Here is a 24,393-nt window from a genome sequence, read left to right as displayed (position 1 = left end):
ACATTTACGACTAGCTATCTGTATAAAAAAGGCATAGCATGCGTGAAAATTAAATCGTTCAACACCCGCCGGGTTATCAAGGAACACCATTGAAATACATCATCTCACTGATTGCGGTTTTCAGTTTATTTATTTCTGCATTTTCACATGCTGCCCTACTCAATATTGTGCCTGAAAGCGTTGAAGCTGAAGCCTGGACCATTCTGGATTCACAGTCTGGTCAAGTCATTGCAGAGCACAATGCCGATGTTCAGCGTGCTCCGGCTTCGCTGACCAAAATGATGGTGGCTTATATTGCCTTAAAGGAAATTGAGGCCGGAAAATTAGATAAAAATGAAGTTTTAACCGCGACCTCTGTGGTTAAAACTGTGATGTGGGATGAGTCACAGATGTACCTGAAAGAAGGTGATCAGATTTCAGTCGATCAGCTTCTGGCGGGCTTAATTATCATGTCTGCCAATGATGCTGCAGTCACGCTGGCTGAGAAAATTTCGGGTGGTATTCCGCAGTTTGTTGAACGCATGAATCAGGAAGCCAAAGCGCTGGGCATGCAGCATACCAACTTCCAGAATCCGGCCGGTATTACCATGCCTGAGCATTATTCGACTGCCGCCGATTTGGCCAGACTGTCTATGGCAGTGGTGAATGAAACCCCGGATTATCTGTATTATTCCAAGCAGCCAAGCTTTACCTATAACCAGCATTTCCATCGTGCGACCAACCGTGTGCTTCAGGTCGATCCAACCGTAGATGGTTTAAAAACCGGTTTTACCCGTGCGGCAGGCTACAATCTGGCGCTGACGGCCAATCGTGTCACAGCAGATTTTGAAATGCCAAATCGCCGTCTGATTGTGGTGGTGCTGGGTACTAAAAGTGCCGCAAAACGCGCTGAAGTATCACATAAGCTGATGAATCTGGCCTATACCTATACCCGCAATGAAGTAGCGATCAAAGATCAACAGCTACTGGCTGAATTGCCTGTGATCAAATCCACCTTAAAAATGTTTAAGGTGCAAACCAAGCAACCGCAGATCATTACCACTTCTTTATATGATCAGGGCTACAGTATTGACCTGAACCAGTTTGATCAAACCCAACAGCGTGTCATGCTGAATACAGGTGATGGCGTTTTAAAAAGTATCGAGCCTTTACAGGAAACGCAAACTCATATCAATGTTGAAGTGAAAGCATCTGAACTCATTGCACCTTTGGCGACCATGATGCCTTTGGCCACCATTCAGGTTTATCAGAATAATCAGTTGATTCGCACCATTCAAATTGAAGATCATGTCGAAATTGAAGAAGCCAATCTGTTTCAGAAATTCTTTAGCTGGCTACAAGGCTTATTTAGTTTGTTTTCAGACAATACGCCAAGCGTAAAGCTTTATCCTTTAGATAGATAATAGCCCTACATCTCAAGTTACTTTTCTTTAAGCTAGAAGATCTACTCGCTGATCTTCTGGCAGATTTTCTTTTCTCCCTGCATCACTCCCCAAGACAGGGAAACTTACCTGCCCTCACAGAATTGCTACGTTTTGTAATGTGTATAACAATTTTAACCAAGACGCGATCTGGCCCATGCCATAGTATATTTTCTCTCTATTTCTCTTATTTTTATTAAAAAAATAAACAGGTTAATCATATATGACAGCACATAAAATCGTGATTGTGGGTGGTGGTGCCGGTGGTCTGGAACTGGCAACTCAGCTGGGTGAGAGCTTGGGTAAAAGCGGCAAAGCGCAGATTGTTTTAGTCGATCAAAAACTGACGCATATCTGGAAACCGCTGCTGCATGAAGTTGCCGCAGGCACCTTAAATCCACATGAAGAAGAAACTAATTATTTTGCCCATTCAGCCGCACATCATTATGAATTTGTCTTGGGGACATTTACCGGTCTGGATCGTGAAGCGAAACAGATTGTGGTAGAAACAGAATATTTCTCCAAAAAAGCCCAAGCCAAGAAGAACCAGCGCATCGACTATGACACCCTGGTACTGGCCTTGGGTTCTACCTCGAATGACTTTAATACCGAAGGCGTCAAACAGTTCTGTCATTTTCTCGACAGCCGTCCACAAGCTGATATCTTTCAGCAGGATCTGTTGCATCTCTATTTGAATGCTCAACATGAAGCTTCGAGCCGTGAACTGAATATCGCGATTATTGGCGCCGGTGCGACTGGAGTAGAATTGGCTGCCGAGTTGGTGGAGGCCAAACACAATTTCTTTAAATATGGCTTAAACAAGGTCGATCCAAATAAAGTCAAAATTACCTTAATTGAAGCGGCGGATCGTATTTTGACTGCGCTCTCGCCGAAAGTTGCTGAACATACCATGCAACAGCTGGAAAAATTCGGTATTGAAGTCCTTACCAGTCATCGTGTGGCCAAGGTAGATGAAGACAAAATTTATTTTGCAGATGGCTCAAGTCTGGATGCCGAGATTAAAGTCTGGGCCGCAGGTATCAAAGCACCTGAAGTCTTGGCACAACTGCAAGATATGGAAAAGGACAATATTCACCGCTTGAAAGTCTTCTCCACCCTGCAAACCAAATCTGATCCAGACATTTTTGCTTTTGGTGATTGTGCTCACTGCCAGCCTGCTGCAGATGAACCGGTCTTGGGTCCACGCGCACAAGTGGCTAGCCAACAGGCCAATTTCCTGGCCAATGCCTTGAAAGCACGTGTTAATGAAGAAAGTTATTTACCGATGTTTAAATTTTCTGACAAAGGTTCACTGATTTCCTTAAGCCAGAATAAAGCCGTCGGCGAGTTGCTCGGTCAGGTCAATGTGCAAGGCTTTGTTGCCAAATCGATGTATGTTTCTTTATATCGAATTCATCAGGCGACCATTCATGGTTATGCGCATGCTGGCATTCTCACCGCAAAAGATTTTGTTACACGAAAAATTTCTCCAAAGCTGAAATTGCATTGAAATTCCAGAATTTGGCCCAATCAATGAAAAAATCGTCAACAAAATTGTCAAATTGCGTTTTTTTGCTAATTTTAGTCTACAAAAATGCAATTTCACTTTATGATGTACCCTTAAAAAATTGAATGGATCAATTAACATGACTGCTATTGCAAATAACCTCGTGGTTTCTTTCCACTACACATTGACTAACGCAGAGGGTGAAACTCTCGACCAATCTCAAGGTGAACCACTTGCCTATTTGCACGGTGCAGGTAACATCATCCCAGGTTTAGAAAATGCGTTAGAAGGCAAAACTGTAGGTGAAAAATTCACTGTAAACGTTCCTGCTGCTGAAGGTTATGGGGAATACAACCCTGACCTAGTTCAAGAAGTTCCTGCGCAAATGTTCCAAGGCGTAGACAACATTCAGGCAGGCATGCAGTTCCAAGCTCAAACTGATGACGGCGTGCAAATCGTAACTGTTAAAGCAGTTGAAGGCGACAATGTTGTGGTGGATGCTAACTTCCCACTTGCTGGTCAAGACCTGACTTTCGAAGTTGAAATCGTATCTGTTCGTGAAGCTTCTCAAGAAGAATTAGATCACGGTCACGTACACGGTGTAGGCGGTCACCAGCACTAAGATCTTCTGATCTTGAGTGAAAAAAGGCAAAGTCTGACTTTGCCTTTTTTATTGCCTGAAAATAGCCCGTAGAATATTAACCACCCAATTAGCTATAAAAAAAGCAGAGCCATTGCCCTGCCTTTCCAATCCGATCAAGATCTCCTTTTACAGGATGATCAGTGGATTATTTTTTTTGGTTATAAATCTGCATCGCTGCTGGCAATTGTTGACGCATTTGCCCAATACGCTGACTATTCGATGGATGCGTAGACAGGAAGGTTGCACCACTGCCGCCACCAAGTTTGTTCATTTTTTCCCACAGGGTAATGGCTGCATTCGGGTTATAACCTGCGCGCGCCATCAGCATTAAACCGCCTTGGTCAGCACGGCTTTCCAAATTACGCGAGTATGGCAAGCCAATACCGATCTGACTACCCAATTGTGCGGCTGCAGCGCCACCTTGACCCACACCTGCTGCATTCAAGCCAATACCTAAAGCCAGATCAGTCAGGGCCTGAGCACCGATTTTCTGCTTAGAATGCTCTTCTAAGGCATGCACCATTTCATGACCCATAATCGCTGCAATTTCAGCATCAGTCAGATTCAGTTTATTCACGATACCAGTATAGAATACGACTTTACCACCCGGGGCAACAAAGGCGTTGACCTGGTCAGATTTGAGCACAGCCAATTGCCACTGGAATGCCGTACCAGTTTGATTCATCTGGTTAGCAACCGGTTTCAAACGGTTAAATACATTATTAATCCGCTTATAGGTCGCTGAACTGGTATCCAGTTGACCTTTGTTTTTCGCATCATTGACCATGGCATTATAGCTTTGGCTCGCAGATGCATTTAAGGTCGCAGTATCTGCCCCTGCCATATCGGCAATGGTGGTACAACCTGATAATGTGACGACTGTAGCAGCCGCCATACTCAATAAAAGTTTATTCTTCATTATAATTTACTCCACCTTGGCTCAAGGGCAATTTACATTGTAAAAATTATAAGTGAAAGCGCCCAGCAGCTAAACGCTTAATTCATTCATCTTCTTATAAATTATGTAATTTTTAAGCCAAATACTGTATCGCCAACCAATAAATCAAACAGATGAGATTTAAGCCCAGGTAAACCTGGCTGAGTGGTTTGATTTTCTGTTCAAGCATTTCGTCTTTACGTTTGAAATATAAAAAAGCATTTTGCAATAAAATAATAGGCACTAATATACAGGCGATTATGACACTCAGACCAATCAGCGCCGCATAAATCACTTCGGGATTTTGAGTTTGCGCACGAATAATCATCATGGCCATTGTTGGTGCCCCGCCCATCGCAAATAACAATGAATAAAACATGGTTGCCGATATATTTTTTTGCATCCTGCTGCTCATTTTTCTTTCTTTATATACCGCTATGTTAAAACACATCACGTGGTATTACCGATGCAACTTTAGTCTTGAAATACCTGCATAAATTCAGGATATAAAAAAACCCATCCGGAGATGGGTTTTTATCATTCAAGCTTTAATCAAATGAAGATTAAGCATCAAACGGGTGGCGAAGAACAATGGTTTCTTCACGGTCTGGACCTGTTGAAATGATGTCGATCGGACATTCAATCAATTGCTCAAGACGTTTTACATAGTTCAATGCAGCTTCTGGCAACTGATCCAGTGATTTCGCACCGAAAGTTGACTCAGACCAGCCTGGCATAGTTTCGTAAATCGGTTTTAAAGTTTCGAATGCAAGCGCATCAGAAGAACCAACACAACCAGAATCTGCGGCTTCATAACCCACACAGATTTTCACTTCTTCTAAACCGTCAAGAACGTCAAGTTTAGTCAGGCAAATACCAGAAAGTGAGTTTACGTCAACTGAACGGCGTAGGATTTCAGCATCGAACCAGCCACAACGACGTTGACGGCCAGTAGAGGCACCAAATTCATTACCAATCGTACCGAGGTGTTTACCAATCGCATCACCTGTGTCATTTGCAGCGTCATACACCAACTCAGTTGGGAATGGACCTGCACCTACACGCGTGGTGTACGCTTTAGTAATACCCAGTACATAGTCAAGGTGCAAAGGACCCAGACCTGAACCAGAGCTTACGCCACCAGCAGTTGTATTCGAAGACGTTACATACGGATATGTACCGTGGTCAACGTCAAGAAGTGAACCTTGCGCGCCTTCGAACATGATATTGTCACCGTTTTTACGGTAGTTATGCAATTCAGTGGTCACATCCACAACCAGTGGCGCAACAACTTTACGCCATTCGTCGCAAAGTGCCAGCACATCTTCCAGTTTAACTGCTTCAACACCGTAGTATTCAGTCAGCTGGAAGTTATGGTAGTCCAGAAGTTCAGTTAACTGAGCAGTAAGATGTTCACCACCACGTACTAGGTCAGCAACACGTACTGCGCGACGTGCTACTTTGTCTTCGTATGCAGGACCGATACCACGACCTGTCGTACCAATCTTCGCATTACCACGTTTTTTCTCACGCGCCTGATCAAGTGCGATGTGGTTCGGAAGAATCAATGGACAGTTTGGAGAAATGCGTAAACGTTCTTTAACAGGAACGCCTTCTTTTTCAAGAATGTCCATCTCTTTGATGAGCGCTTCAGGAGAAAGAACAACACCGTTACCAATTAAGCACAATACGTTTTCACGTAAAATACCTGATGGAATGAGGTGTAAGACAGTTTTCTTACCACCAACCACAAGAGTGTGACCTGCGTTATGTCCGCCTTGATAACGAACTACCGCTGCCGCTTGATCTGTGAGCAGGTCGACGATTTTACCTTTACCTTCGTCGCCCCATTGGGTACCAAGTACCACAACATTCTTGCCCATAATAGCCTCATTACATCATGCTGTTAAAGTTGAAAGCCCCGCTCAGCGACATGAACACTGAGCCAAGCAGTTAAATCGTTTTGACTGTCCACTCACCATTCGCATTCACCAGCAGGTGCGTTGCATATGGAATCGAGTTTAAATCATCATTACCCAGTAACTGAATTACACTTAAGCCTTGTGCGCGAATGTTCTGAATTGCATTCAGAAGTTCTGCATCAGTGCCTTTAGGTGCAACCACGACCTGTACCGCATCAAACTGACCTGCGCTTAAAGCATATAAGTCACAAGAGAAACCGGTTGCCGGACGCGCGCGGCCAAAATGCTCACCAATGCCATCATAACGGCCACCTTGTGCCAGTGCAGCTGCACGGTTCGGTGCATAGACTGCATACATCAGGCCAGTATGATAATGGTATGAACGTAATTCAACCACATCAATACCAATACTCAAGTTTGGCCAACGGGTTTGAACTTCATCTTTGGTGGTTTGCAAAACATTAAAAGCCTGCGTAAATGCTGGATTCGCCAACACTTCAGCACTTAAATGCGCTTGCAATGCATCCAGGTCGCTGGCATAGCGTCCAAGGGCATAAAAATCCTGACCAAATTTCAGGTCTGCCGTGAATTCTTCTAATTCTGGCAAAGCCTTGCGTTGGTATAAATCAGATAATTGCTGTTCAGCGACTTTGTTCAAGCCTGCTTGAGCCACCAGACTGCGGAATAAACCGACATGACCTAAGTCCAGATGAATACCATCTGCCAGACCTGTTTCCTGAATCAGACTGATCATCAAGTCGACCATTTCTACATCGGCATCGATGCTGTCTGAACCAAATAGCTCCGCACCTAACTGTAGTGGCGCACGCGAAGTGTTAAAACCGCGAGGCTTGGTATGCAGAACGGTTCCTGCATAGCAGTAACGTGCTACACCTTCCACTGGATGTACATGCGCATCAATACGAGCCACTTGTGGTGTCATATCGGCACGCACACCAAGCAAACGACCAGAAAGCTGATCGATTACTTTAAAAGTGGCTAAGTCTAAATCTTGATTCGATTCTGAGAGAGAAGATAGAGATTCGATGTATTCAATGAATGGCGTGTACACCAGCTGATAACCTCGAGATGCAAGGAAATCCAGTGATTTACGGCGCAGACTTTCAATAACTTGCGCTTGTTCTGGTAATACATCAGCTACACCATCAGGTAATAACCATGTCTCTGAAATGGGCATGTTGTAAACCTAAATTCTTGTCAGCGCGGAACGAATCCGCATAAAAAAATCGGGAGCACACCCGATTTCTCCTAGTCTAGCACGATAGTTTTGGCTGTGCATCGCAAATTTTATAATTTTCGCTACCTGATGAAATCAACAACAATTGTGTCAACTATCAGCATTTTAATGCACATTTAAAACAAATAGCATGAAAAAATCCGGCATTAAACCAAAGGCAATGCAGTGGTACTTTTGACCGTTTGCAATGGAATTTCAGTTTTTACACTTTGAATGCAGGGAATTTGGGTTAAATGATGAATCTGAAATTTACGATAGGCATCCAGATCAGCCACTACAATTCTTAAAAAGAAATCACAATCGCCCGCCATTAGCTGGCACTCGACGACTTCTGGCATTTCCTTGATCGCTTCGACAAATTGGTCGACCACGGCAGCTTCTTGAGACTTGAGCCAGACGCGTGCAAAGACACTCATCGCCAAATTGACCTTTTGCGGATTCAGCAGCGCGACATATTGCTCAATCACACCATCATCTTCCAGCTGTTTTACCCGTCTTAAACAGGGTGATGGCGACAAGCCAATCAGTTGAGCCAGTTCATTATTTTGCAGTTTTCCATTCTTTTGCAGCTCATGCAGAATGCGTTTATCTATTTGATCCATATCTATGCTTTGGCATTTAAAACCTCTTAAACTTAATTTAGCGCAATTTAATTTCAAATAAAACTCAAACCTCTTTCACTACAACAGCAAATAGCCTGAATATCGCCATAAAATATGGTTTAGTTTTGCAGTACCCAGGTCATTTCCATGCTTTTGTTCAGACAAAGCACCGCAGCAATAGTTGCCCCTACCGATTTCAGTGAATTTCAACGTGGCATGAAAGATTCTATTCCCATGCTTTTAGGGATTATCCCCTTTGCGCTGGTGTTGGGTGCGACGGCAGTACAGAAGAATTTCAGCTTGCTCGAAGTGCCTTTACTGACAGGATTAAACTTTGCCGGCGGTTCTGAATTTGCCATTCTGGAAGTCTGGAGCAGTCCACCAAATTTACTCATGCTGATGTTCATTACCTTTCTGGTAAATAGCCGGCATCTGTTGATGGGCGCCAGTTTGGTGCCGTATTTAAAGCATCTTCCGAATCGTAAAGTTTTTCCGGCGCTGTTTTTTATGGTCGATGAAAGCTGGGCACTCGGTCTGGCTGATGCACAAAGGAAACAGGCGCAACTGGGTTATCGTGCTGCGTTTAGCATGCCTTATTATGCCGGCCTGTGTTTTTGCCTGTACTTGATGTGGGTCGGATTTACCACACTCGGGGCCATGCTTGGACCTGTATTAGGCGACATCAACCGTTTTGGTTTTGATATGGCCTTTCCTGCTGTATTTCTGGTGTTACTAAGAAGTATGTGGAAAGGTTTTGAGGCTGCCCGGCCATGGCTGGTCAGTTTAGTCTGTGCGGCTTTGGCTTATTTATATTTACCTGCGGGCTGGTATGTGCCGATTGGCGCCTTGTCTGGAATCGCTTCGGCATTTTTCCTGATTCAAGAGGATCAAACATGATCCAGATGAGCACCTTGGTGGCCATTATTCTGATTGCTGCGACCACTTATTTAACCCGGATCTTGGGCTATGTCTTGTTAAAAAATAAAACACTAACACAGCGCCAGCGAAAAATTCTGGAAGTAGTCCCCGGCTGCGTGCTGATTTCAGTGATTGCACCCTATTTTGTACGCGACCATCCTGCAGACCTGATCGCCTTGGCTTTAACGCTGTTCGCTGCTACACGTTTTGGATTATTACCGACCGTCGCCATCAGTATGGTTTCTGCCGCAGTTTTAAGAATTTTAAGCGTCTAATACTTAAACAAAACCCCTTTAAATGTATCTCTAAAGGGGTTTTGTCTATTTTTGTGGATCAACCACTTTGGTGAGTAAACTGACCAGCTCGGCATTTTGTAATTCAACCTGCTGAAGTTTGGCTGTGGTCTGATCCAGTACTTCCTGCTGCACATGCATTTTTTTGGCTAGATCCTGCATGATTTCCAGGGTCTTTTTTAAATTCTCTTCCAGATGCACAATTTTTTCTTCGACTGGCACGCCTTCCACGCTACGTGGTTCATCATTCTGATTAAACTGCAGCCAGATCAGAAAAATCACCGCCAAAGTCAGCAGTATAATAAATCCCCAAACCACCATCATGTGCTTGCTCTTATTTCATTTTATTGTCTTTATCTTAACGAAAAATGCTGCGGATAACGTAAATAATTCAGCCTCAATTCCTGATTTTCGATCAATTACCAGCAAATTCTCTTAAAACATGGCTTGTAGAATATTTACAGGCAAGAAAAAAGCATCGTATCTTGGTGCTTTTGAGGTTTAGATGACCCGAACTTAATGAAATGATTCACATAAATCCAGCAGACGGTTGGCATAGCCCCACTCGTTATCGTACCAGGCAAAGACTTTAGCTTGATGCCCGACCACCAGAGTCTGGGTCAAATCCACAATCAATGAATATGGGGAATGATTAAAATCGCTCGATACCAAAGGCTCATCCGTCACGGCCATGATTTCCGCAAAATCCTGCTGGGCAGCCTTGATCAGCACTTCATTCAGCTTGTGATCGGTGATCGGTGACTGGGAGACAAACGTCAAATCAATCGCGGCCACATTAATGGTTGGCACCCGAATTGAATAACCATCAATACGATCTTCCATTTTTGGCATGACACGCTTTAAGGCACCGAGTGCGCTCGAAGTGGTCGGAATGATGTTATGGCCCGAGGCACGTGCACGTCGCAAATCACGATGTGCATGATCCAGTACCGACTGATCCGCCGTAACAGCATGGATTTCGGTCATCAGGGCGCTACTGATGCCAAATGCATCATCAATAATTTTGACCAGTGGCACCAAAGCCTGCGTAGTACAAGAAACACTGGAAATGATCTGGTCCGATGCTTTGACTTCATGATGATTGACACCATAGACAATTGCGGCATCGACCGTATCAAAAGGTGCTGCGCCGATAATCACACGTTTCGCCCCTGCGCCAATATGCTGGGTCGCGGCTTCACGAGAACGGAATAGCCCAGTACATTCAAGCACTACATCTACCGTCAAGTTTTGCCAAGGCAACTTAGCCGGATGCGACTCACACAAAACCTGTACTTTTAATGCAGTATCTTGATAGCTGATATGCATATAGATATGTTCAGCATCATAGCTGAGATCCACCTGCCCCGGAAAACGGCCATGGGTCGAGTCATATTTAAATAGATGGATCAGGGTTTCAACATCGGCAATATCGTTAATGGCAACGATTTCAAAATTAAAATCTTTCGGATTTTCAAACCATGCGCGCAGTACATTCCGTCCAATACGCCCAAATCCATTGATTGCCACTCGTTGCATGACTCGACCTTTTATATGCCTATTTTAAAACTCTTCTATGTTAAAGGATTTCTGGCGCCGTACATTAAAAAACTTCAGAGAAAATACTGATTTTCGATTATTTTATTTCTGATCCATCCGTCTGTATCTGGGTCATTTAAAATTCCAGTTATTTTTAATGTGATGGATATCCACGAATTCTACTGTGGGAAAATTCAATTTAATTATTCAGCGAAAAACCTGAGTAAATAAATCCTTCGCAATTGGTTTTAAAATGATTGGTGCCTACTGCTTTTTCCGTTATAATTTGGCGTTTTAAATTTTTAAGCCCCGCATTGCAGCAGAGCTCTTGTATGCTTGTCAGACTGTGGTGTTTTAGCCAAATCGGAAATTATGGAGTGACTTGGTTGTGAGTACTCGTTTTATGACATCAGCTGAAATTCGTGAAGCATTTTTGCGTTACTTTGAATCGCAAGGGCATACACGTGTCGCGTCGAGTTCTCTAGTACCTGCCAATGACCCAACTTTGCTGTTCACCAATGCTGGTATGAACCAGTTTAAAGATTGCTTCTTAGGTCTAGAAAAACGCGATTATGTACGTGCAGTGTCATCACAAAAATGCGTGCGCGCAGGTGGTAAGCACAACGACTTGGACAATGTAGGTTATACAGCACGTCACCACACTTTCTTTGAAATGTTGGGTAACTTCTCCTTTGGTGATTACTTCAAACGTGATGCGATCAAATTTGCCTGGGACTTTTTGACTAACGAAGAATGGCTTGGTCTTCCTAAAGATAAACTCTATGCAACCGTTTACCACACCGATGATGAAGCCTTTGACATCTGGAACAAAGAAATCGGTCTAGACGCTTCGCGCATTATTCGTATTGGTGACAACAAAGGCGGTCAATACGCATCAGATAACTTCTGGGCAATGGGTGACACCGGTCCTTGTGGTCCATGTTCTGAAATCTTCTTTGACCATGGCGATCATATCTGGGGTGGCTTACCGGGTTCTCCTGAAGAAGATGGCGACCGTTTCATTGAAATCTGGAACAACGTTTTCATGCAGTTCAACCGTACTGCGGATGGCGTATTACACCCTCTTCCAGCACCTTCTGTGGATACAGGTATGGGCTTGGAGCGTATTTCAGCTGTTCTTCAGCACGTTAACTCAAACTACGAAATCGACCTGTTCCAGCACTTGCTAAAAGCTGCTGCTGAAATTATTGGTTTAGATACGTCTGAACTTGAAGCAAAAGCACAAGCAGAAAACAAACCAGTTGAATACCCTGCTTCACTTAAAGTTGTTGCTGACCATGCACGTTCATGCTGCTTCCTGATTGCTGATGGCGTAAACCCATCGAACGAAGGTCGTGGCTATGTATTGCGTCGTATCATTCGTCGTGCAGTACGTCACGGTAACAAACTAGGTGCGACTGGTTCGTTCTTCCACAAAATGTTGAAGCCACTGATTGAAGTGATGGGTGCAGCATATCCTGAACTTGCAGCCAACCAGGCACGTATCGAAGCGCAACTTCTGAAAGAAGAAGAGCAATTTGCTAAAACACTTGAGCAAGGTCTGAAATTGCTTGAAGGCGAATTGGCGCAGTTAAAAGGTTCTGTAATTCCGGGCGAAGTAGTATTTAAACTTTACGATACTTACGGTTTCCCGACTGACTTGACTGCTGACATCGCACGTGAACGTGACTTAACCATTGATGAAGCTGGTTTCGAAACTGAAATGGCTGCACAGCGTCAACGCGCACGTGATGCAGGCAAATTCGCAATCGACTATAATTCTGTTGTGAAAGTCGAAGGTGAAACTCAGTTTGAAGGTTACGATGCAACTGCGGGTCAAGGTCAAATCATCGCAATCTACAAAGATGGCGAGCAAGTTGACGAAGTGGTTGAAGGCGACGAAGCACTGATCGTACTTAACCAAACACCTTTCTACGCAGAAAGCGGTGGTCAAATCGGTGATACAGGACTCTTCAAAAACGATACTGGTATTTTCGAAGTTCAAGATACCAAGAAATCTGGTGGTGCATTTGTACACCAAGGTATCGTGACTATGGGTAACTTGAAAGTTACTCAAAATGTAGAAGCAACGGTTAAAGCAGACATTCGTGCAGCAACGGCACGTAACCACTCTGCGACTCACCTGCTACATGCTGCATTACGTCAAATTTTAGGTTCACATGTACAGCAAAAAGGTTCATTGGTTGCATCTGACGTGTTACGTTTTGACTTTGCCAACGACCAGCCTGTAAGCTTTGAACAGCTGCAAGAAATTGAACGTTTGGTCAATGCTGAAGTGATTGCCAATACTGCGGTGTCTACTGAACTTCTGGATATCGAGTCTGCGAAAGCTAAAGGCGCGATGATGCTGTTTGGCGAGAAATACGGTGACGAAGTACGTGTACTGTCTATGGGTTCAGTGATTGAAGAGAAAAACTTCTCAATCGAACTTTGCGGTGGTATTCACGTAAAACGTACCGGTGATATCGGTCTGTTCAAAATCACCTCTGAAGGTGGTGTGGCAGCCGGTGTACGTCGTATTGAAGCAGTAACAGGCACTAAAGCAGTTGAAGTTGCGCAAAAAGCCGATCGCGATATCAATACGATTAACGGTTTGCTCAAAGCACAAAAAGACCAGACTTTAGAAAAAGTTGAAGCGTTGGTTGATACTGCATCGAGCTTGCAGAAACAGATCGAACAACTCAATCAAAAACTTGCTAGCCTGCAAGCCGGTGAACTTCTAAGCCAAGTTCAAAGCATTGCAGGTCGTGCAACCTTGATTACAACTGTTGAAAACATGGATGCGAAAGCACTTCGCAACCTGCACGACGGTGTGAAATCAAAATTAGAAAATGCAGTGATTGTTCTGGCAGGTGTAGAGGGTGACAAGGTGAGCTTGATCGCATCTGTGGCAAAAGACTTTACTGCTTCTATTAAAGCAGGTGACATCATCAAACATTTAGCGAATGAGCTAGGTGGTAAAGGTGGTGGTAAACCTGACTTGGCACAAGGTGGCGCGCCACTTAACGAGAAGTTTGCTCCAGTGATGGCAGATTTAACTGCCTGGCTTGCAGCAAAATAAAACTTCAATTTTGTGTAACTGACCCTGATAGGTACATCAGGGTCATGGCTTATATGGAACAACTATGGCATTAATCGTTCAAAAATATGGCGGTACCTCTATGGGTACTCCCGAGCGCATTTTAAATGTTGCTCGTCGTGTAAAGCGCTGGCATGACCACGGCCACAAGGTAGTGGTAGTGGTATCAGCAATGAGTGGCGAAACCAATCGTCTGCTTGCTTTAGCGAAGGCCATTACCGAAACCCCTGACCCACGTGAACTAGACCAAATGGTATCTACGGGTGAACAGGTTACGATTTCTATGTTAGCAATGGCGCTGAACTCAATTGGAGTTGAAGCAAAATCACTAACAGGTCGCCAGGTTGGCATGAAAACCGACAGCTCATTCAATAAGGCACGTATCGAATCCATTGATACTGAAGTCCTGAACTCAAATCTGGATGCAGGCCGCGTACTTGTCGTTGCCGGTTTCCAGGGTTTTGATGAACATGGCAATACCACCACTTTAGGGCGTGGCGGTTCTGATACTTCAGGTGTTGCAATTGCTGCCGCACTCAAAGCAGATGAATGCCAGATTTATACCGACGTTGACGGTGTATATACCACCGATCCACGTGTTGCACCAAAAGCAAAAAAAGTTGATCGTATTTCATTTGAAGAAATGCTTGAGATGGCGTCACTCGGTTCTAAAGTCCTGCAAATTCGTTCAGTTGAATTTGCTGGTAAATACCAGGTGCCTTTACGCGTATTATCAAGCTTCGACAATGACAACGATGGCGCATTCGACGAAGAGTTTAAGCAAAACGTTGGTACACTTATTACGACTGAATTGGAAGACAACATGGAACAGCCAATTATCTCCGGTATCGCATTTAACCGTGACGAAGCAAAATTAACTATTTTAGGTGTGCCTGACGAACCGGGTATTGCTTCTAAAATTTTGTGCCCGATTGGTGATGCCAATGTTGAAGTGGATATGATTATCCAGAACGTTGAAGAAGATGGTACAACTGATTTCACTTTTACTGTGAACCGTGGCGAATTAAATAAAGCCAAAGCCATTCTTGAAGCAACTGCTCAAGAAATTGGTGCGCGTGAAGTTGCGACCCGTTCAGATATCGTAAAAGTATCAATTGTAGGTGTAGGCATGCGTTCACATGCCGGCGTGGCAAGCAAAATGTTCACAGCTTTGGCAGACGAAGGCATCAACATCCTGATGATCTCGACGTCTGAAATCAAGATTTCTGTGATCATTGAAGAAAATTATCTTGAACTTGCGGTTCGTTCATTGCATACCGCATTCGGTTTAGACCGTGAACAAGGCGAATCTAGCGCACGTGCTTAAGCGTTAAGACAGAATATTGTCATTGTTTGACAGTATTTTATAAAAGTCTACAAAAATGCAGAGCCACTATAGTTTTTTTTATAGTGGCTCTGTTATATTAAGCCTGAGGATTTTTAACCAGCTGAGATAGATTAAAATCTTTCACCCAGATGACAGAATTTCTATCCAGATCTTATTTTGTAATTTTTGGTTGTGCTTTTTGTTTTATATTCAATAGATTGCAGGTTTTGCATTTTGCAAGGAGAAAAACATGCTGATTCTGACTCGACGCGTCGGGGAAACTTTAATGATTGGTGATCAAGTCAGTGTGACTGTGCTTGGTGTAAAAGGTAACCAGGTTCGTATCGGGGTAAATGCTCCGAAAGAAGTCTCTGTGCACCGTGAAGAGATTTACCAGCGTATCCAGCATGAACGTGCAATGCATGAACATCTTCAACATATCGATCAAGATTACCAACCTTCTTATGAAGACGATAGCCAGACACAAAATAACTTTAACCGTTAATGTTTGTGCGAAGAATAAAGCGGCTTTTGAGCCGCTTTAAATTTGTCTAAATTTTATACAAAAATATTAAATACTTAGATAATTTAAAATAAAACTTAAAGTTCTGCACCCTGCTGTAATGCTGCAATCACCTTTTTTACCGGCCCAAAACTGCGACGATGCTCATCAATCACGCCATGTAAGGCAATCGCTTCAAAATGTGCCTTGGTCGGATAACCCTTGTGCTTGGCAAAGCCAAATTGCGGATGCTTCTGGTCCATCTCGATCATCTGATGATCACGGGTTACTTTCGCCAGAATACTGGCTGCTGAAATTTCAGCATGCAGTGCATCACCACCCACCACGGCATCACAGCTCATAGCAAGGCCCTGTGGAATCTTGTTGCCATCGACCAATACATGCTCAGGCTGAACTGGCAAAGCTTCTACAGCACGGCGCATGGCCAGCAAAGAAGCTTGCAAAATATTATGTTCATCAATCTCTGCCGCAGAAGCCTCAGCAATGGCCCATGCCAGCGCTTTTTCCTGAATCTCGATAAAAAGTTTTTCACGCTTCTTTTCAGTGAGTTTTTTAGAATCATTTAAACCCTCAATCGGGTTGTTCGGATCCAAAATAACTGCCGCAGCGACCACCGAACCCACTAATGGCCCACGCCCTGCTTCATCTACACCCGCAATCTTCATGTCTATTTTTCCATAAAAAATAGGCTGAACCAGTCAGCCTATTTCAATTTAATCTTGGCTTAGTTTACAGCTTCAGCTACACAAGCGTTAATGGTTTTTGCAACCACATTGCCGACAATCGTCGCACGTGCTGCCGGGTCAATCGCTGCAGTCGCCAAATCTACCGCTGTTACGCTTTGGGGTGCTTTTTCACTGACACAGCCACAAATTTCAGTCTGGATATTCTGCTTTTGGGTCGTAGTCATTAGACGTGTAGCTGTTTGCCATGCTGGAATATTATTCAGCTCAGTCGTACATTTTGCATTGATCGCGATTTTAAGCGCAGCCCCACCCAGCTGTTGAGTCGTGGTTTGCGTTTCAGGGCTGCCTGTTGTTGCACAAGCAGATAAAACCAAAGTAAGCGGAGCAAGTGCAGCCAATAATTTTTTCACAGATCTGTTCCTTGTTTATTCATATATGAAGCGTGACGCTATTGTGCCGAAATTCACCTGAATAAGAAATCTATAAATCATCCTGAATGTTTAATCTGCACCCAGCCATTTCAATGGATGTTGCATGAAAGCCACCATAGCGTTGCAGATTTGGAATTGCTGGGCTGATTCGCCCTTTGCTAAGGTGCATCCATCTTTGAGGGCAATCGAAAATCACATGGAAAAAGTACAATATTACACGCGCACGGCACAATGGTTGCACTGGATCATGGCAGTTATCTTTATTGCGGCCTGGCTGATTGGTTTTTATAGTGGGAATTTTTTAAGTTATGAGGTCGATGGCAGCTTTAAAGGCGATGTCATCACCCTGCATAAAAATATCGCCACCACCATTATTTTCCTGTTGGTTGTGCGAATTTTCTGGCGTTATACCCATCCTGCCCCTGAACTACCGGACACTATGTCACCCCGGATGAAAACTTTGGCACATGCAGGTCATCTGGCTTTGTATTTTATGCTGATTGCTCTACCTGTCACCGGCTGTTTATATAGCTGGAGTCTGGGCTATCCAGCACCAGTGCTATATTTATTTAACCTGCCGGCACTGATTGCAGAAAATCCGGCTGTAACCGCGATCGTAAAACCCCTACATATCTGGCTTTCCTGGGCAGTTGGCTTACTTTTAGTTGGACATATTTTCGCAGCACTGAAACATCATTTTATCGATAAAGATCATGTACTCAACAGCATGACCCGACAATCCAAATCTTCTAAAAAATAATCTGCAAAACCACACTCAATCAGCTTTCATTGCAAAACTGATTTTATTTTAAGAACTCGGTCATGCAGCCTTTCAGACTGTTTGCAATAGCCTGTTGCGTGAGTTTTGACTTTACTTCTTCATCCAGAGTCGCTTTCAGTAAAGTGCTTGCCGGAATATCCTTGAGTGCATGCTCACCTACACATGAACAGACATTCTGTTCAAGTTCAGCTTTATTTTTGTCCTGCATAAAATAGGTCGAGGCAGTCCAGAATTTAGATGCTTTCAATTCTTTTGCACATTGGTATTCAATCACGGGTTTTAAAGTACGCTGTGTCAAAGTCATATCCGCATTTGAGCAAGCAGATATCAACACGCTACTGATGAGCAGAATTATATTTTTCAATTTCATATCCATCTATAAAAACAAAGGCAGAGCGAACCCTGCCTTTTATTTAAAAACTTAAACCAGGGCACGGATCTGGTTGATCCATTGCTCTTTTTCAGTATCGGTAATAAAAGAGGCTTCAAATGAGTTAATGGCCAACTGCTTGAGTTCCTCATTGCTTAAATCCAGTGCTTCAGCAATGGCAATAAAATTGTCATTCATATAACCACCAAAATAAGATGGATCATCTGAATTGACTGTAACGTGCACGCCTTGTTGCAAGAGGCGACGGATATTATGCTGCTGCATATCATCCACGACGCAGAGTTTCAGGTTTGACAATGGACAAACCGTCAGTGGCATCTTCTCTGCAATCAGGCGCTGCATTAACGCCAGATCTTCTTCAGAGCGTACACCATGATCGATACGATTCACTTTCAGCAAATCTAAAGCTTCCCAGACATAAGCTGCCGGGCCTTCTTCACCTGCATGCGCTACAACCAAGAAACCTGCTTCACGTGCTTTAGCAAAGACACGCTCAAACTTTGAAGGTGGATGCCCTACTTCACTTGAGTCCAGACCGACCGCAATAATCTGGTCTTTATAAGGTAAGGCCTGTTCCAGTGTTGCAAAAGCAGCCTCTTCACTTAAATGACGCAAGAAACACATAATCAGATGTGAACTGATGCCAAGTTTAGCTTTGGCATCATCACAGGCTTTTTGCAAGCCGTTGATCACGGTTGAAAAAGCAACGCCACGGTCGGTATGGGTTTGTGGATCAAAGAACATTTCAGTATGCACGACCCGGTCTTCAGCACATTTTTCAAAATACGCCCAAGCCAGATCATAAAAATCCTGTTCATGAATCAATACAGCTGCACCAGCATAATAAATATCCAGGAACGACTGAAGATTATGAAAGTTATACGCCTGTTTAACTTCTTCAACAGATTTATACGGGATGGCAATTTTATTACGCTGAGCGATCGCAAACATTAGCTCAGGCTCAAAAGTGCCCTCAATATGAACATGAAGCTCAGCTTTTGGCAAAGCTCGAATCAACTCAAGACGGTTCATCGCTTCTCCTCATGAAACCTAAAATAATAAAAAAAGGGTGCAAACTGAGTTTACACCCTTTCCAAATCTAGAAAAATTAGCCGCCAAATAGTGCGAATTTAAGCGTCCATAGTACTGCAATAATCCAGACCATATACGGTACAGTTGATGCCTTACCGGTTAACAATTTGATCAGTGCATAGCTAATGAAGCCCATCGCAATACCATCCGCAATCGAATAGGTAAATGGCATAAATACAATGGTTAAAAATGCAGGGACTGCTTCTGTAATATCTTCCCAGTCAATATGCACGATACCTTGAATCATTAAGACACCGACAAATAACAGCGCTGGCGCTGTTGCAAAGCTTGGTACAGACTGTGCCAATGGTGCCAGGAACAAACAGGCAACAAACAGGATACCGACTACGACAGCAGTTAGACCTGTACGGCCACCGGCTGCTACGCCTGCAGAAGATTCAATGTATGGTGTAGTCGATGAGGTACCTAAAGCTGCACCTGCAACAATTGCAGAAGAGTCAGCAAAAAGTGCTTTTTTCAAACGCGGCAGTTTGCCATCTTTCAACAAGCCTGCACGGTGTGAAACACCTACGAGCGTACCGGTTGAGTCAAACAGATCAACCAGAAAGAAGACAAAAATCACGCCAATTAAACTGGCAGTGAACAGACCTTCAAAGCTCATTTGCATAAATGTAGGTGCAATCGATGGCACTGCGCCAACCACACCTTTAAATTCACTCAGACCCAATGCTGCTGAAATACCGGTTAACACCAAAATACTGATGATGATCGCACCACGCACTTTAAAGTGATGCATCACAACAACCAGAAGGAAACCAAATAATGCAAGTAAAACCGATGGTTGTTTTAAATCACCCAAACCTACCAATGTAGCGGGATTATCCACAATCAGGCCGGCATTTTTCAAAGCAATCAGCGCAAGGAATAAGCCAATACCACCACCGATGGCCAGTTTCAGCGACATTGGAATCGCATTTACAATGGCTTCACGGATTTTGAACATGCTGATCGCAATAAACACAAGACCCGAGATAAACACAGCCCCAAGTGCTGTTTGCCAAGGCACACCCATTCCCAAACATACGGAATAGGTAAAAAAGGCATTCAAGCCCATGCCTGGTGCAAGTGCAATTGGATAATTTGCAATCAAGCCCATGACTAAACAGCCAATCGCGGCTGCAAGACAGGTTGCTACAAAGACAGCCCCATGATCCATCCCCGTTTCGGACAAAATCATCGGATTGACAATAATGATGTAACACATCGTTAAGAATGTAGTTACACCGGCAAGAACTTCTGTACGGAAACTGGTTTTGTTTTCACTCAGTTTAAACAGACGTTCAAGCATACTTTCTGAAGATGGATTAGGAGTCGTCATGACCTAGCCCCTATTGAGTAAACTTAATGCTTTAAGCAAGCCGTCAAATAAATGAAATTTTATAAAAAAAATTCATCAATTTTAAGGATGTGTTAGCAACGAATATGCCAGCATAGCCATTTGACGGGTTAAAATGTTGGAACAGCTTACAGCCCCAGGGCTATGCTATAAAAACCCAAAAAAAAATCTAAACAAAAAAGCTGCATAACCTTTATGCAGCTTTATTTTACGATTTAAATCAAATGCTTAACAAGATGGATTCTGCTTCATCCTGATCGTTGGCAAATTATAACACATTGATTTATTATTGCTTATTTGATTTTACACTTTATTAGAAATTAATATATTCCAGATGAATATTGAAAAAAATTTATTATATTTATTATTGATTTAATTTTATCATTTTAGCCCAATCAACGAAAGAAGGTTGTCTAGCCTGCTTAATGTCGATGCCGATTGGATTCCAGCAATTTGCTTGAATCACGTCCATCGTTCAAGACATGACGGATCTTTTCATATTTTCTGATTTCGGACTGTTTATGGACACAAAATCCTAATAAACTGATCATTAAGGCAAAAACAGGGATAGCATATATTTTCATTTTTATTATGCTGCTTTGTAACACTATGCAATTATGCTAACAAAAAACCTAACAAACTTGTGACATAGTTTACATTTAACCCGATAGAAGGCATTTATTTATCCTCTAAATATTAATTTTATGTCGTTTTATTTATTAATACTTAATTAATTTATAATTCTTTTTTCAAAAAATCGATCCTATTAAAAATCCTTTTAAAAAAACTAAATAATTGAATTTAATATATTTTTTAAACCACCTAAAAGAAGTTTATTCAAAATTAAAATATGTAGATAAATGAAATCTAACCTATTCAATAGAACTTATTTCGGTTTATTTTATCGGCCTTTTCCAAGAATGCTCAACTTTAATTTTTAAAATAAAATGATCTAAATAAGGGAGATTTTGCGAGGGATTTCAAAGTGTTTAACGATATTTTTTATTTTTAACTATCTTGAAGTTTTCATTATGCAGTTCATCCACACTTCACTCATCATAGAGTCAAAACGTTGAACACTAGTTAAGAACCTAACCATAATAAAGACATCCCAATATCCGGCATACATATCCTCATGCTGGATACCGGGAATCATCTCATTTATGCACTCAGTTGTTCATCACGCTTGAATACCAGTTCTCCCTTGAGTGAACTGTCTGCATCAAAATAATAGCCATCAGTATTAAAAGCTTTTAGCTCTTCGACACGATCAATTTTATTTTCAATCATAAAACGCGCCATAAGACCCCGTGCTTTTTTGGCATAGAAACTAATCACTTTATATTTGCCATTTTTCTGATCCAGAAATACCGGCTTGATAATGTCCGCCTGAATTTTGCGCTCGTTGACTGATTTATAATATTCATCAGAGGCGATATTCACCAGGATTTCAGAATTTGCTGCTGCTAGATCCTGATTAATCAGATCAGTAATGTGATGTGCCCAGAAGTCATATAGGTTATGCCCGCGGGAATTGGCCAATTTGGTTCCCATTTCCAGACGGTACGGCATCATCAAATCCAAGGGACGTAAGAGTCCATATAATCCAGACAACATGCGTAAACGGTCTTGTGCATAGTGCAGATCTTCATGTTTTAAACTATAGGCATCCAGACCTGTATAGACATCGCCTTTAAATGCAAAAATCGCCTGACGGGCATTGGCTAAATTAAAATCCGGTTGCCAGTCATTAAAACGTGCGGTATTTAAAGTGGCAATTTTTTCACTAACACTCATTAAGCTGGAAATTTCTGTTGCAGAAAGTGTGCGACAAACGTTGATCAAGTCCTGTGAATGTTCTAATAATCTCGCTTGAGTAAATTGGTCAGTCGGTAATGGAGTATCGTAATCGAGAGTTTTGGCTGGAGAAATTAAAGCGAGCATGGCAACCTGGTCAAAAAATGATTAATCAAACTATATCAGTCTGCTTATTTTAATTCCAATTCATGTTTTTATTCACCATAATCGTTAAAATGCACGATTCTCCTGTTAATCATCGGTTTTTATATGCCCGAGCAAATTTTTCTTCAAGGGCCTGCGGGTCAGATTGAAGTTTTTGTGGATTATCCTCAGGGTGAAGTGAAAGGATTCGCGGTAGTTTGTCACCCCCATCCATTGCAAGGCGGTACACCACAACATAAGGTTCCGGTTTTACTGGCACAAATGTATCTGGAACGTGGCTGTATTGTGTATCGTCCAAGTTTCCGTGGTTCTGGTCAAAGTGAAGGTATACACGACGAGGGCTTCGGTGAAACGGATGATGTATTAGAAGTCATTCGGTTCGCTCGCAACCAGCATATTGCCCTGCCTTTTTATGCAGGCGGTTTTAGTTTTGGTGCGCATGTCATGGCAAAAAGCTATGCAGCCTTACCCGTAGAACTGCAACCAAAGCAAACCATTTTATGTGGTCTGCCGACTGCAACAGTGGCTGGTATTCGTCATTATGTGACACCCGCCATTAAAGGTGACATTTTGTTCATTCATGGTGAAGCCGATGAAGTAACTTTGCTCTCAGATATGATTGAATGGGCAAAGCCACAACGCCATTTAGTGACCGTATTACCTGGTGCCAACCACTTCTTTACCGGCTATTTAAAGCAATTGCGGATCGCAATGACCCGGTACTTAGCGCTTGGCTAAATAAAAAAACCCATCAGATGATGGGTTTTTTTATTAAAAGACAAAATCTTCTGCAAAAATTTCATACATCACAGCCCGATATTTAGGCTTATCGATGTAGCGGATAATTTTTCCACCCAAGCGGTCTGCAATTTTACGGCTAGCCCAGTTTTCTTCTGCTACCGGGTAGCTTAAAACTTGAATCCCTAATGTATTGAAAGCATAAGCCACAACACAATGCACTACCTCATGTCCATAATGATGACCATGTGCAGTTTCACGAATCCAAATACCGACTTCAGGTATTTCCTCATGAAGTCGATGTAAACCACATAGTCCAATAAATTCTTGTGTTTCAATATAACGGATCACAAATACATATTCTTTATGATCGTTCATATTTTCCAGCCAATTTTGCCAGACTGTTGCAAATCCCTGTTCAGAATCTGGTGCATCCCACGCCATAAAACGTGTCAAACTCGGGGTAATTGAAGCATAAGTCTCTTTGGCATCGGCTGATTTAAAACAATTCAGGATCAAGCGTTTACTTTGCAGTGTAGGCAAAGCTGATTGAGTCTGTTGAATTAGCTCTTCCATTCAAACTCGCTAAAGCGTTCCTGCTCTTTTAGAGAGGTTTCCACTGCCTGTGCAAGCTGATTAAGCAAACTTCTTTCGGTGATACGATCCAGCCAGTCCTGTTCTTCTTCAGGATATGAGGCAATCTCACAGACCAGATGCCCTTGTTCATCTCTGGTTTCGCAACTCACAGATAAAGGCAGCGCATGGTCTTCTACGCTGACGGCAACCTGAGCACCACTTTGGCTTAAGGTCTGAAAACCGTATTTACCTAATTTTTCGGCAAGTAAATGTGCTACATATTCCTGGGTTTCTTGACCATCCCGTGGTGTTTGGCTCTGGGTATTGGCCATGAATTTTAATTTTCGCATCGCTACTTCCAAATGGCTTTTTTCTTATATGGGTTTAGC

The 24,393-nt window shown here is 42.8% G+C and carries 25 protein-coding genes; 10 read left to right on the top strand and 15 right to left on the bottom strand.

What is annotated here, in order from left to right; genetic code table 11:
• Positions 1-89 precede the first annotated feature (89 nt).
• The 3 genes from PYW33_RS05215 (at position 90) to slyD (ending at position 3,550) form a co-directional block, all read left to right on the top strand.
• Entirely contained in the window at positions 90-1,403 is a 1,314-nt protein-coding gene (locus tag PYW33_RS05215) for a D-alanyl-D-alanine carboxypeptidase PBP6B (protein ID WP_004645546.1), read from the top strand.
• Between the two features lie 241 nt (positions 1,404-1,644).
• Entirely contained in the window at positions 1,645-2,931 is a 1,287-nt protein-coding gene (locus tag PYW33_RS05210) for an NAD(P)/FAD-dependent oxidoreductase (protein ID WP_004645547.1), read from the top strand.
• 136 nt (positions 2,932-3,067) lie between these two features.
• On the top strand, positions 3,068-3,550 hold the full coding sequence (slyD, locus tag PYW33_RS05205; RefSeq protein WP_004278960.1) for a peptidylprolyl isomerase: 483 nt from the start codon (positions 3,068-3,070) through the stop codon (positions 3,548-3,550).
• Between the two features lie 166 nt (positions 3,551-3,716).
• Here slyD and PYW33_RS05200 read toward each other — a convergent pair whose 3' ends face one another.
• The 5 genes from PYW33_RS05200 to PYW33_RS05180 form a co-directional block, all read right to left on the bottom strand.
• A complete protein-coding gene (locus PYW33_RS05200) occupies positions 3,717-4,490 on the bottom strand; it encodes a M48 family metallopeptidase (protein ID WP_004645549.1) in 774 nt (257 codons plus the stop codon).
• Positions 4,491-4,602: 112 nt separating this feature from the next.
• Positions 4,603-4,911: a hypothetical protein gene (locus PYW33_RS05195; RefSeq protein WP_004645550.1), complete on the bottom strand. Its 309-nt coding sequence runs from the start codon at positions 4,909-4,911 to the stop codon at positions 4,603-4,605.
• Between the two features lie 160 nt (positions 4,912-5,071).
• Complete coding sequence (locus tag PYW33_RS05190; RefSeq protein WP_004278963.1) at positions 5,072-6,391, bottom strand: adenylosuccinate synthase; 1,320 nt, start codon at positions 6,389-6,391, stop codon at positions 5,072-5,074.
• Between the two features lie 70 nt (positions 6,392-6,461).
• Positions 6,462-7,628: an ATP phosphoribosyltransferase regulatory subunit gene (locus PYW33_RS05185; protein ID WP_004645551.1), complete on the bottom strand. Its 1,167-nt coding sequence runs from the start codon at positions 7,626-7,628 to the stop codon at positions 6,462-6,464.
• Positions 7,629-7,834: 206 nt separating this feature from the next.
• A complete protein-coding gene (locus PYW33_RS05180) occupies positions 7,835-8,290 on the bottom strand; it encodes an Lrp/AsnC family transcriptional regulator (RefSeq protein WP_004645552.1) in 456 nt (151 codons plus the stop codon).
• 147 nt (positions 8,291-8,437) lie between these two features.
• Between PYW33_RS05180 and PYW33_RS05175 the strand changes: the two genes are divergently transcribed.
• Positions 8,438-9,187, top strand: a complete 750-nt coding sequence (locus PYW33_RS05175; RefSeq protein ID WP_004645553.1) for an AzlC family ABC transporter permease — start codon at positions 8,438-8,440, stop codon at positions 9,185-9,187.
• Entirely contained in the window at positions 9,184-9,483 is a 300-nt protein-coding gene (locus PYW33_RS05170; RefSeq protein WP_004645554.1) for an AzlD family protein, read from the top strand. The genes PYW33_RS05175 and PYW33_RS05170 overlap by 4 nt, the downstream gene beginning before the upstream one ends.
• Before the next feature lie 45 nt (positions 9,484-9,528).
• Here the strand turns inward: PYW33_RS05170 and PYW33_RS05165 are convergent, their stop codons facing one another.
• Together PYW33_RS05165 and PYW33_RS05160 are read right to left on the bottom strand one after the other, a co-directional pair.
• Positions 9,529-9,825 carry a hypothetical protein gene (locus tag PYW33_RS05165; RefSeq protein ID WP_004645555.1) on the bottom strand — a complete coding sequence of 99 codons (297 nt, stop codon included), beginning with the start codon at positions 9,823-9,825 and terminating at the stop codon, positions 9,529-9,531.
• A 192-nt stretch (positions 9,826-10,017) separates the two neighbouring features.
• A complete protein-coding gene (locus PYW33_RS05160) occupies positions 10,018-11,040 on the bottom strand; it encodes a type I glyceraldehyde-3-phosphate dehydrogenase (RefSeq protein WP_004645557.1) in 1,023 nt (340 codons plus the stop codon).
• A gap of 388 nt (positions 11,041-11,428) precedes the next feature.
• Here PYW33_RS05160 and alaS point away from each other — a divergent pair, with 388 nt between their 5' ends.
• The 3 genes from alaS (at position 11,429) to csrA (ending at position 15,972) form a co-directional block, all read left to right on the top strand.
• A complete protein-coding gene (gene alaS, locus PYW33_RS05155; RefSeq protein ID WP_171056996.1) occupies positions 11,429-14,122 on the top strand; it encodes an alanine--tRNA ligase in 2,694 nt (897 codons plus the stop codon).
• A 64-nt stretch (positions 14,123-14,186) separates the two neighbouring features.
• Positions 14,187-15,467, top strand: a complete 1,281-nt coding sequence (locus PYW33_RS05150; protein WP_004278971.1) for an aspartate kinase — start codon at positions 14,187-14,189, stop codon at positions 15,465-15,467.
• 250 nt (positions 15,468-15,717) lie between these two features.
• Positions 15,718-15,972, top strand: a complete 255-nt coding sequence (gene csrA, locus PYW33_RS05145; protein WP_004278972.1) for a carbon storage regulator CsrA — start codon at positions 15,718-15,720, stop codon at positions 15,970-15,972.
• A gap of 95 nt (positions 15,973-16,067) precedes the next feature.
• Here csrA and rnhB read toward each other — a convergent pair whose 3' ends face one another.
• A complete protein-coding gene (gene rnhB, locus PYW33_RS05140) occupies positions 16,068-16,655 on the bottom strand; it encodes a ribonuclease HII (RefSeq protein ID WP_004278973.1) in 588 nt (195 codons plus the stop codon).
• A 59-nt stretch (positions 16,656-16,714) separates the two neighbouring features.
• On the bottom strand, positions 16,715-17,086 hold the full coding sequence (locus tag PYW33_RS05135) for a hypothetical protein (protein ID WP_004278974.1): 372 nt from the start codon (positions 17,084-17,086) through the stop codon (positions 16,715-16,717).
• A 217-nt stretch (positions 17,087-17,303) separates the two neighbouring features.
• Here PYW33_RS05135 and PYW33_RS05130 point away from each other — a divergent pair, with 217 nt between their 5' ends.
• Positions 17,304-17,867, top strand: coding sequence for a cytochrome b (locus PYW33_RS05130; RefSeq protein ID WP_026055720.1), 564 nt, complete (start codon positions 17,304-17,306; stop codon positions 17,865-17,867).
• A gap of 43 nt (positions 17,868-17,910) precedes the next feature.
• Here the strand turns inward: PYW33_RS05130 and PYW33_RS05125 are convergent, their stop codons facing one another.
• From PYW33_RS05125 to yaaA, 4 genes are all read right to left on the bottom strand, one after another.
• Positions 17,911-18,264, bottom strand: coding sequence for a hypothetical protein (locus PYW33_RS05125; RefSeq protein ID WP_004645560.1), 354 nt, complete (start codon positions 18,262-18,264; stop codon positions 17,911-17,913).
• Between the two features lie 45 nt (positions 18,265-18,309).
• A complete protein-coding gene (locus PYW33_RS05120) occupies positions 18,310-19,311 on the bottom strand; it encodes an adenosine deaminase (protein ID WP_004645562.1) in 1,002 nt (333 codons plus the stop codon).
• 76 nt (positions 19,312-19,387) lie between these two features.
• Positions 19,388-20,710 (bottom strand): NCS2 family permease, encoded by a 1,323-nt coding sequence (locus tag PYW33_RS05115; protein ID WP_004645563.1) that lies wholly within the window; start codon positions 20,708-20,710, stop codon positions 19,388-19,390.
• A 1,179-nt stretch (positions 20,711-21,889) separates the two neighbouring features.
• Entirely contained in the window at positions 21,890-22,672 is a 783-nt protein-coding gene (gene yaaA, locus PYW33_RS05110) for a peroxide stress protein YaaA (RefSeq protein ID WP_004645564.1), read from the bottom strand.
• A gap of 123 nt (positions 22,673-22,795) precedes the next feature.
• Here yaaA and PYW33_RS05105 point away from each other — a divergent pair, with 123 nt between their 5' ends.
• Complete coding sequence (locus PYW33_RS05105; protein ID WP_004645565.1) at positions 22,796-23,428, top strand: alpha/beta hydrolase; 633 nt, start codon at positions 22,796-22,798, stop codon at positions 23,426-23,428.
• A 33-nt stretch (positions 23,429-23,461) separates the two neighbouring features.
• Here the strand turns inward: PYW33_RS05105 and PYW33_RS05100 are convergent, their stop codons facing one another.
• Together PYW33_RS05100 and PYW33_RS05095 are read right to left on the bottom strand one after the other, a co-directional pair.
• Entirely contained in the window at positions 23,462-24,004 is a 543-nt protein-coding gene (locus PYW33_RS05100; protein WP_004645566.1) for a GNAT family N-acetyltransferase, read from the bottom strand.
• Positions 23,992-24,354, bottom strand: a complete 363-nt coding sequence (locus PYW33_RS05095) for a hypothetical protein (RefSeq protein WP_004645567.1) — start codon at positions 24,352-24,354, stop codon at positions 23,992-23,994. Before PYW33_RS05095 ends, PYW33_RS05100 begins: the two co-directional genes overlap by 13 nt.
• Positions 24,355-24,393: the final 39 nt, after the last annotated feature.

Origin of the sequence: Acinetobacter lwoffii, from assembly GCF_029024105.1 — a bacterium.
Classification (GTDB): domain Bacteria; phylum Pseudomonadota; class Gammaproteobacteria; order Pseudomonadales; family Moraxellaceae; genus Acinetobacter; species Acinetobacter lwoffii.
Note: the sequence above shows the minus strand (reverse complement) of the source record. Positions and strands in the feature narration are given on the sequence as shown.

Excerpts from the sequence above, each read along its gene's own strand:
- PYW33_RS05195 (WP_004645550.1), bottom strand. The coding sequence starts at position 4,911 with ATGCAAAAAAATATATCGGCAACCATGTTTTATTCATTGTTATTTGCG.
- PYW33_RS05095 (WP_004645567.1), bottom strand. The coding sequence starts at position 24,354 with ATGCGAAAATTAAAATTCATGGCCAATACCCAGAGCCAAACACCACGG.
- slyD (WP_004278960.1), top strand. The coding sequence starts at position 3,068 with ATGACTGCTATTGCAAATAACCTCGTGGTTTCTTTCCACTACACATTG.
- PYW33_RS05190 (WP_004278963.1), bottom strand. The coding sequence starts at position 6,391 with ATGGGCAAGAATGTTGTGGTACTTGGTACCCAATGGGGCGACGAAGGT.
- PYW33_RS05165 (WP_004645555.1), bottom strand. The coding sequence starts at position 9,825 with ATGATGGTGGTTTGGGGATTTATTATACTGCTGACTTTGGCGGTGATT.
- PYW33_RS05175 (WP_004645553.1), top strand. The coding sequence starts at position 8,438 with ATGCTTTTGTTCAGACAAAGCACCGCAGCAATAGTTGCCCCTACCGAT.
- PYW33_RS05120 (WP_004645562.1), bottom strand. The coding sequence starts at position 19,311 with ATGAACCGTCTTGAGTTGATTCGAGCTTTGCCAAAAGCTGAGCTTCAT.
- yaaA (WP_004645564.1), bottom strand. The coding sequence starts at position 22,672 with ATGCTCGCTTTAATTTCTCCAGCCAAAACTCTCGATTACGATACTCCA.
- PYW33_RS05185 (WP_004645551.1), bottom strand. The coding sequence starts at position 7,628 with ATGCCCATTTCAGAGACATGGTTATTACCTGATGGTGTAGCTGATGTA.
- PYW33_RS05115 (WP_004645563.1), bottom strand. The coding sequence starts at position 20,710 with ATGACGACTCCTAATCCATCTTCAGAAAGTATGCTTGAACGTCTGTTT.
- PYW33_RS05170 (WP_004645554.1), top strand. The coding sequence starts at position 9,184 with ATGATCCAGATGAGCACCTTGGTGGCCATTATTCTGATTGCTGCGACC.
- csrA (WP_004278972.1), top strand. The coding sequence starts at position 15,718 with ATGCTGATTCTGACTCGACGCGTCGGGGAAACTTTAATGATTGGTGAT.
- PYW33_RS05130 (WP_026055720.1), top strand. The coding sequence starts at position 17,304 with ATGGAAAAAGTACAATATTACACGCGCACGGCACAATGGTTGCACTGG.
- PYW33_RS05150 (WP_004278971.1), top strand. The coding sequence starts at position 14,187 with ATGGCATTAATCGTTCAAAAATATGGCGGTACCTCTATGGGTACTCCC.
- rnhB (WP_004278973.1), bottom strand. The coding sequence starts at position 16,655 with ATGAAGATTGCGGGTGTAGATGAAGCAGGGCGTGGGCCATTAGTGGGT.
- PYW33_RS05200 (WP_004645549.1), bottom strand. The coding sequence starts at position 4,490 with ATGAAGAATAAACTTTTATTGAGTATGGCGGCTGCTACAGTCGTCACA.
- PYW33_RS05125 (WP_004645560.1), bottom strand. The coding sequence starts at position 18,264 with ATGGATATGAAATTGAAAAATATAATTCTGCTCATCAGTAGCGTGTTG.
- PYW33_RS05210 (WP_004645547.1), top strand. The coding sequence starts at position 1,645 with ATGACAGCACATAAAATCGTGATTGTGGGTGGTGGTGCCGGTGGTCTG.
- PYW33_RS05180 (WP_004645552.1), bottom strand. The coding sequence starts at position 8,290 with ATGGATCAAATAGATAAACGCATTCTGCATGAGCTGCAAAAGAATGGA.
- PYW33_RS05105 (WP_004645565.1), top strand. The coding sequence starts at position 22,796 with ATGCCCGAGCAAATTTTTCTTCAAGGGCCTGCGGGTCAGATTGAAGTT.
- PYW33_RS05160 (WP_004645557.1), bottom strand. The coding sequence starts at position 11,040 with ATGCAACGAGTGGCAATCAATGGATTTGGGCGTATTGGACGGAATGTA.
- PYW33_RS05100 (WP_004645566.1), bottom strand. The coding sequence starts at position 24,004 with ATGGAAGAGCTAATTCAACAGACTCAATCAGCTTTGCCTACACTGCAA.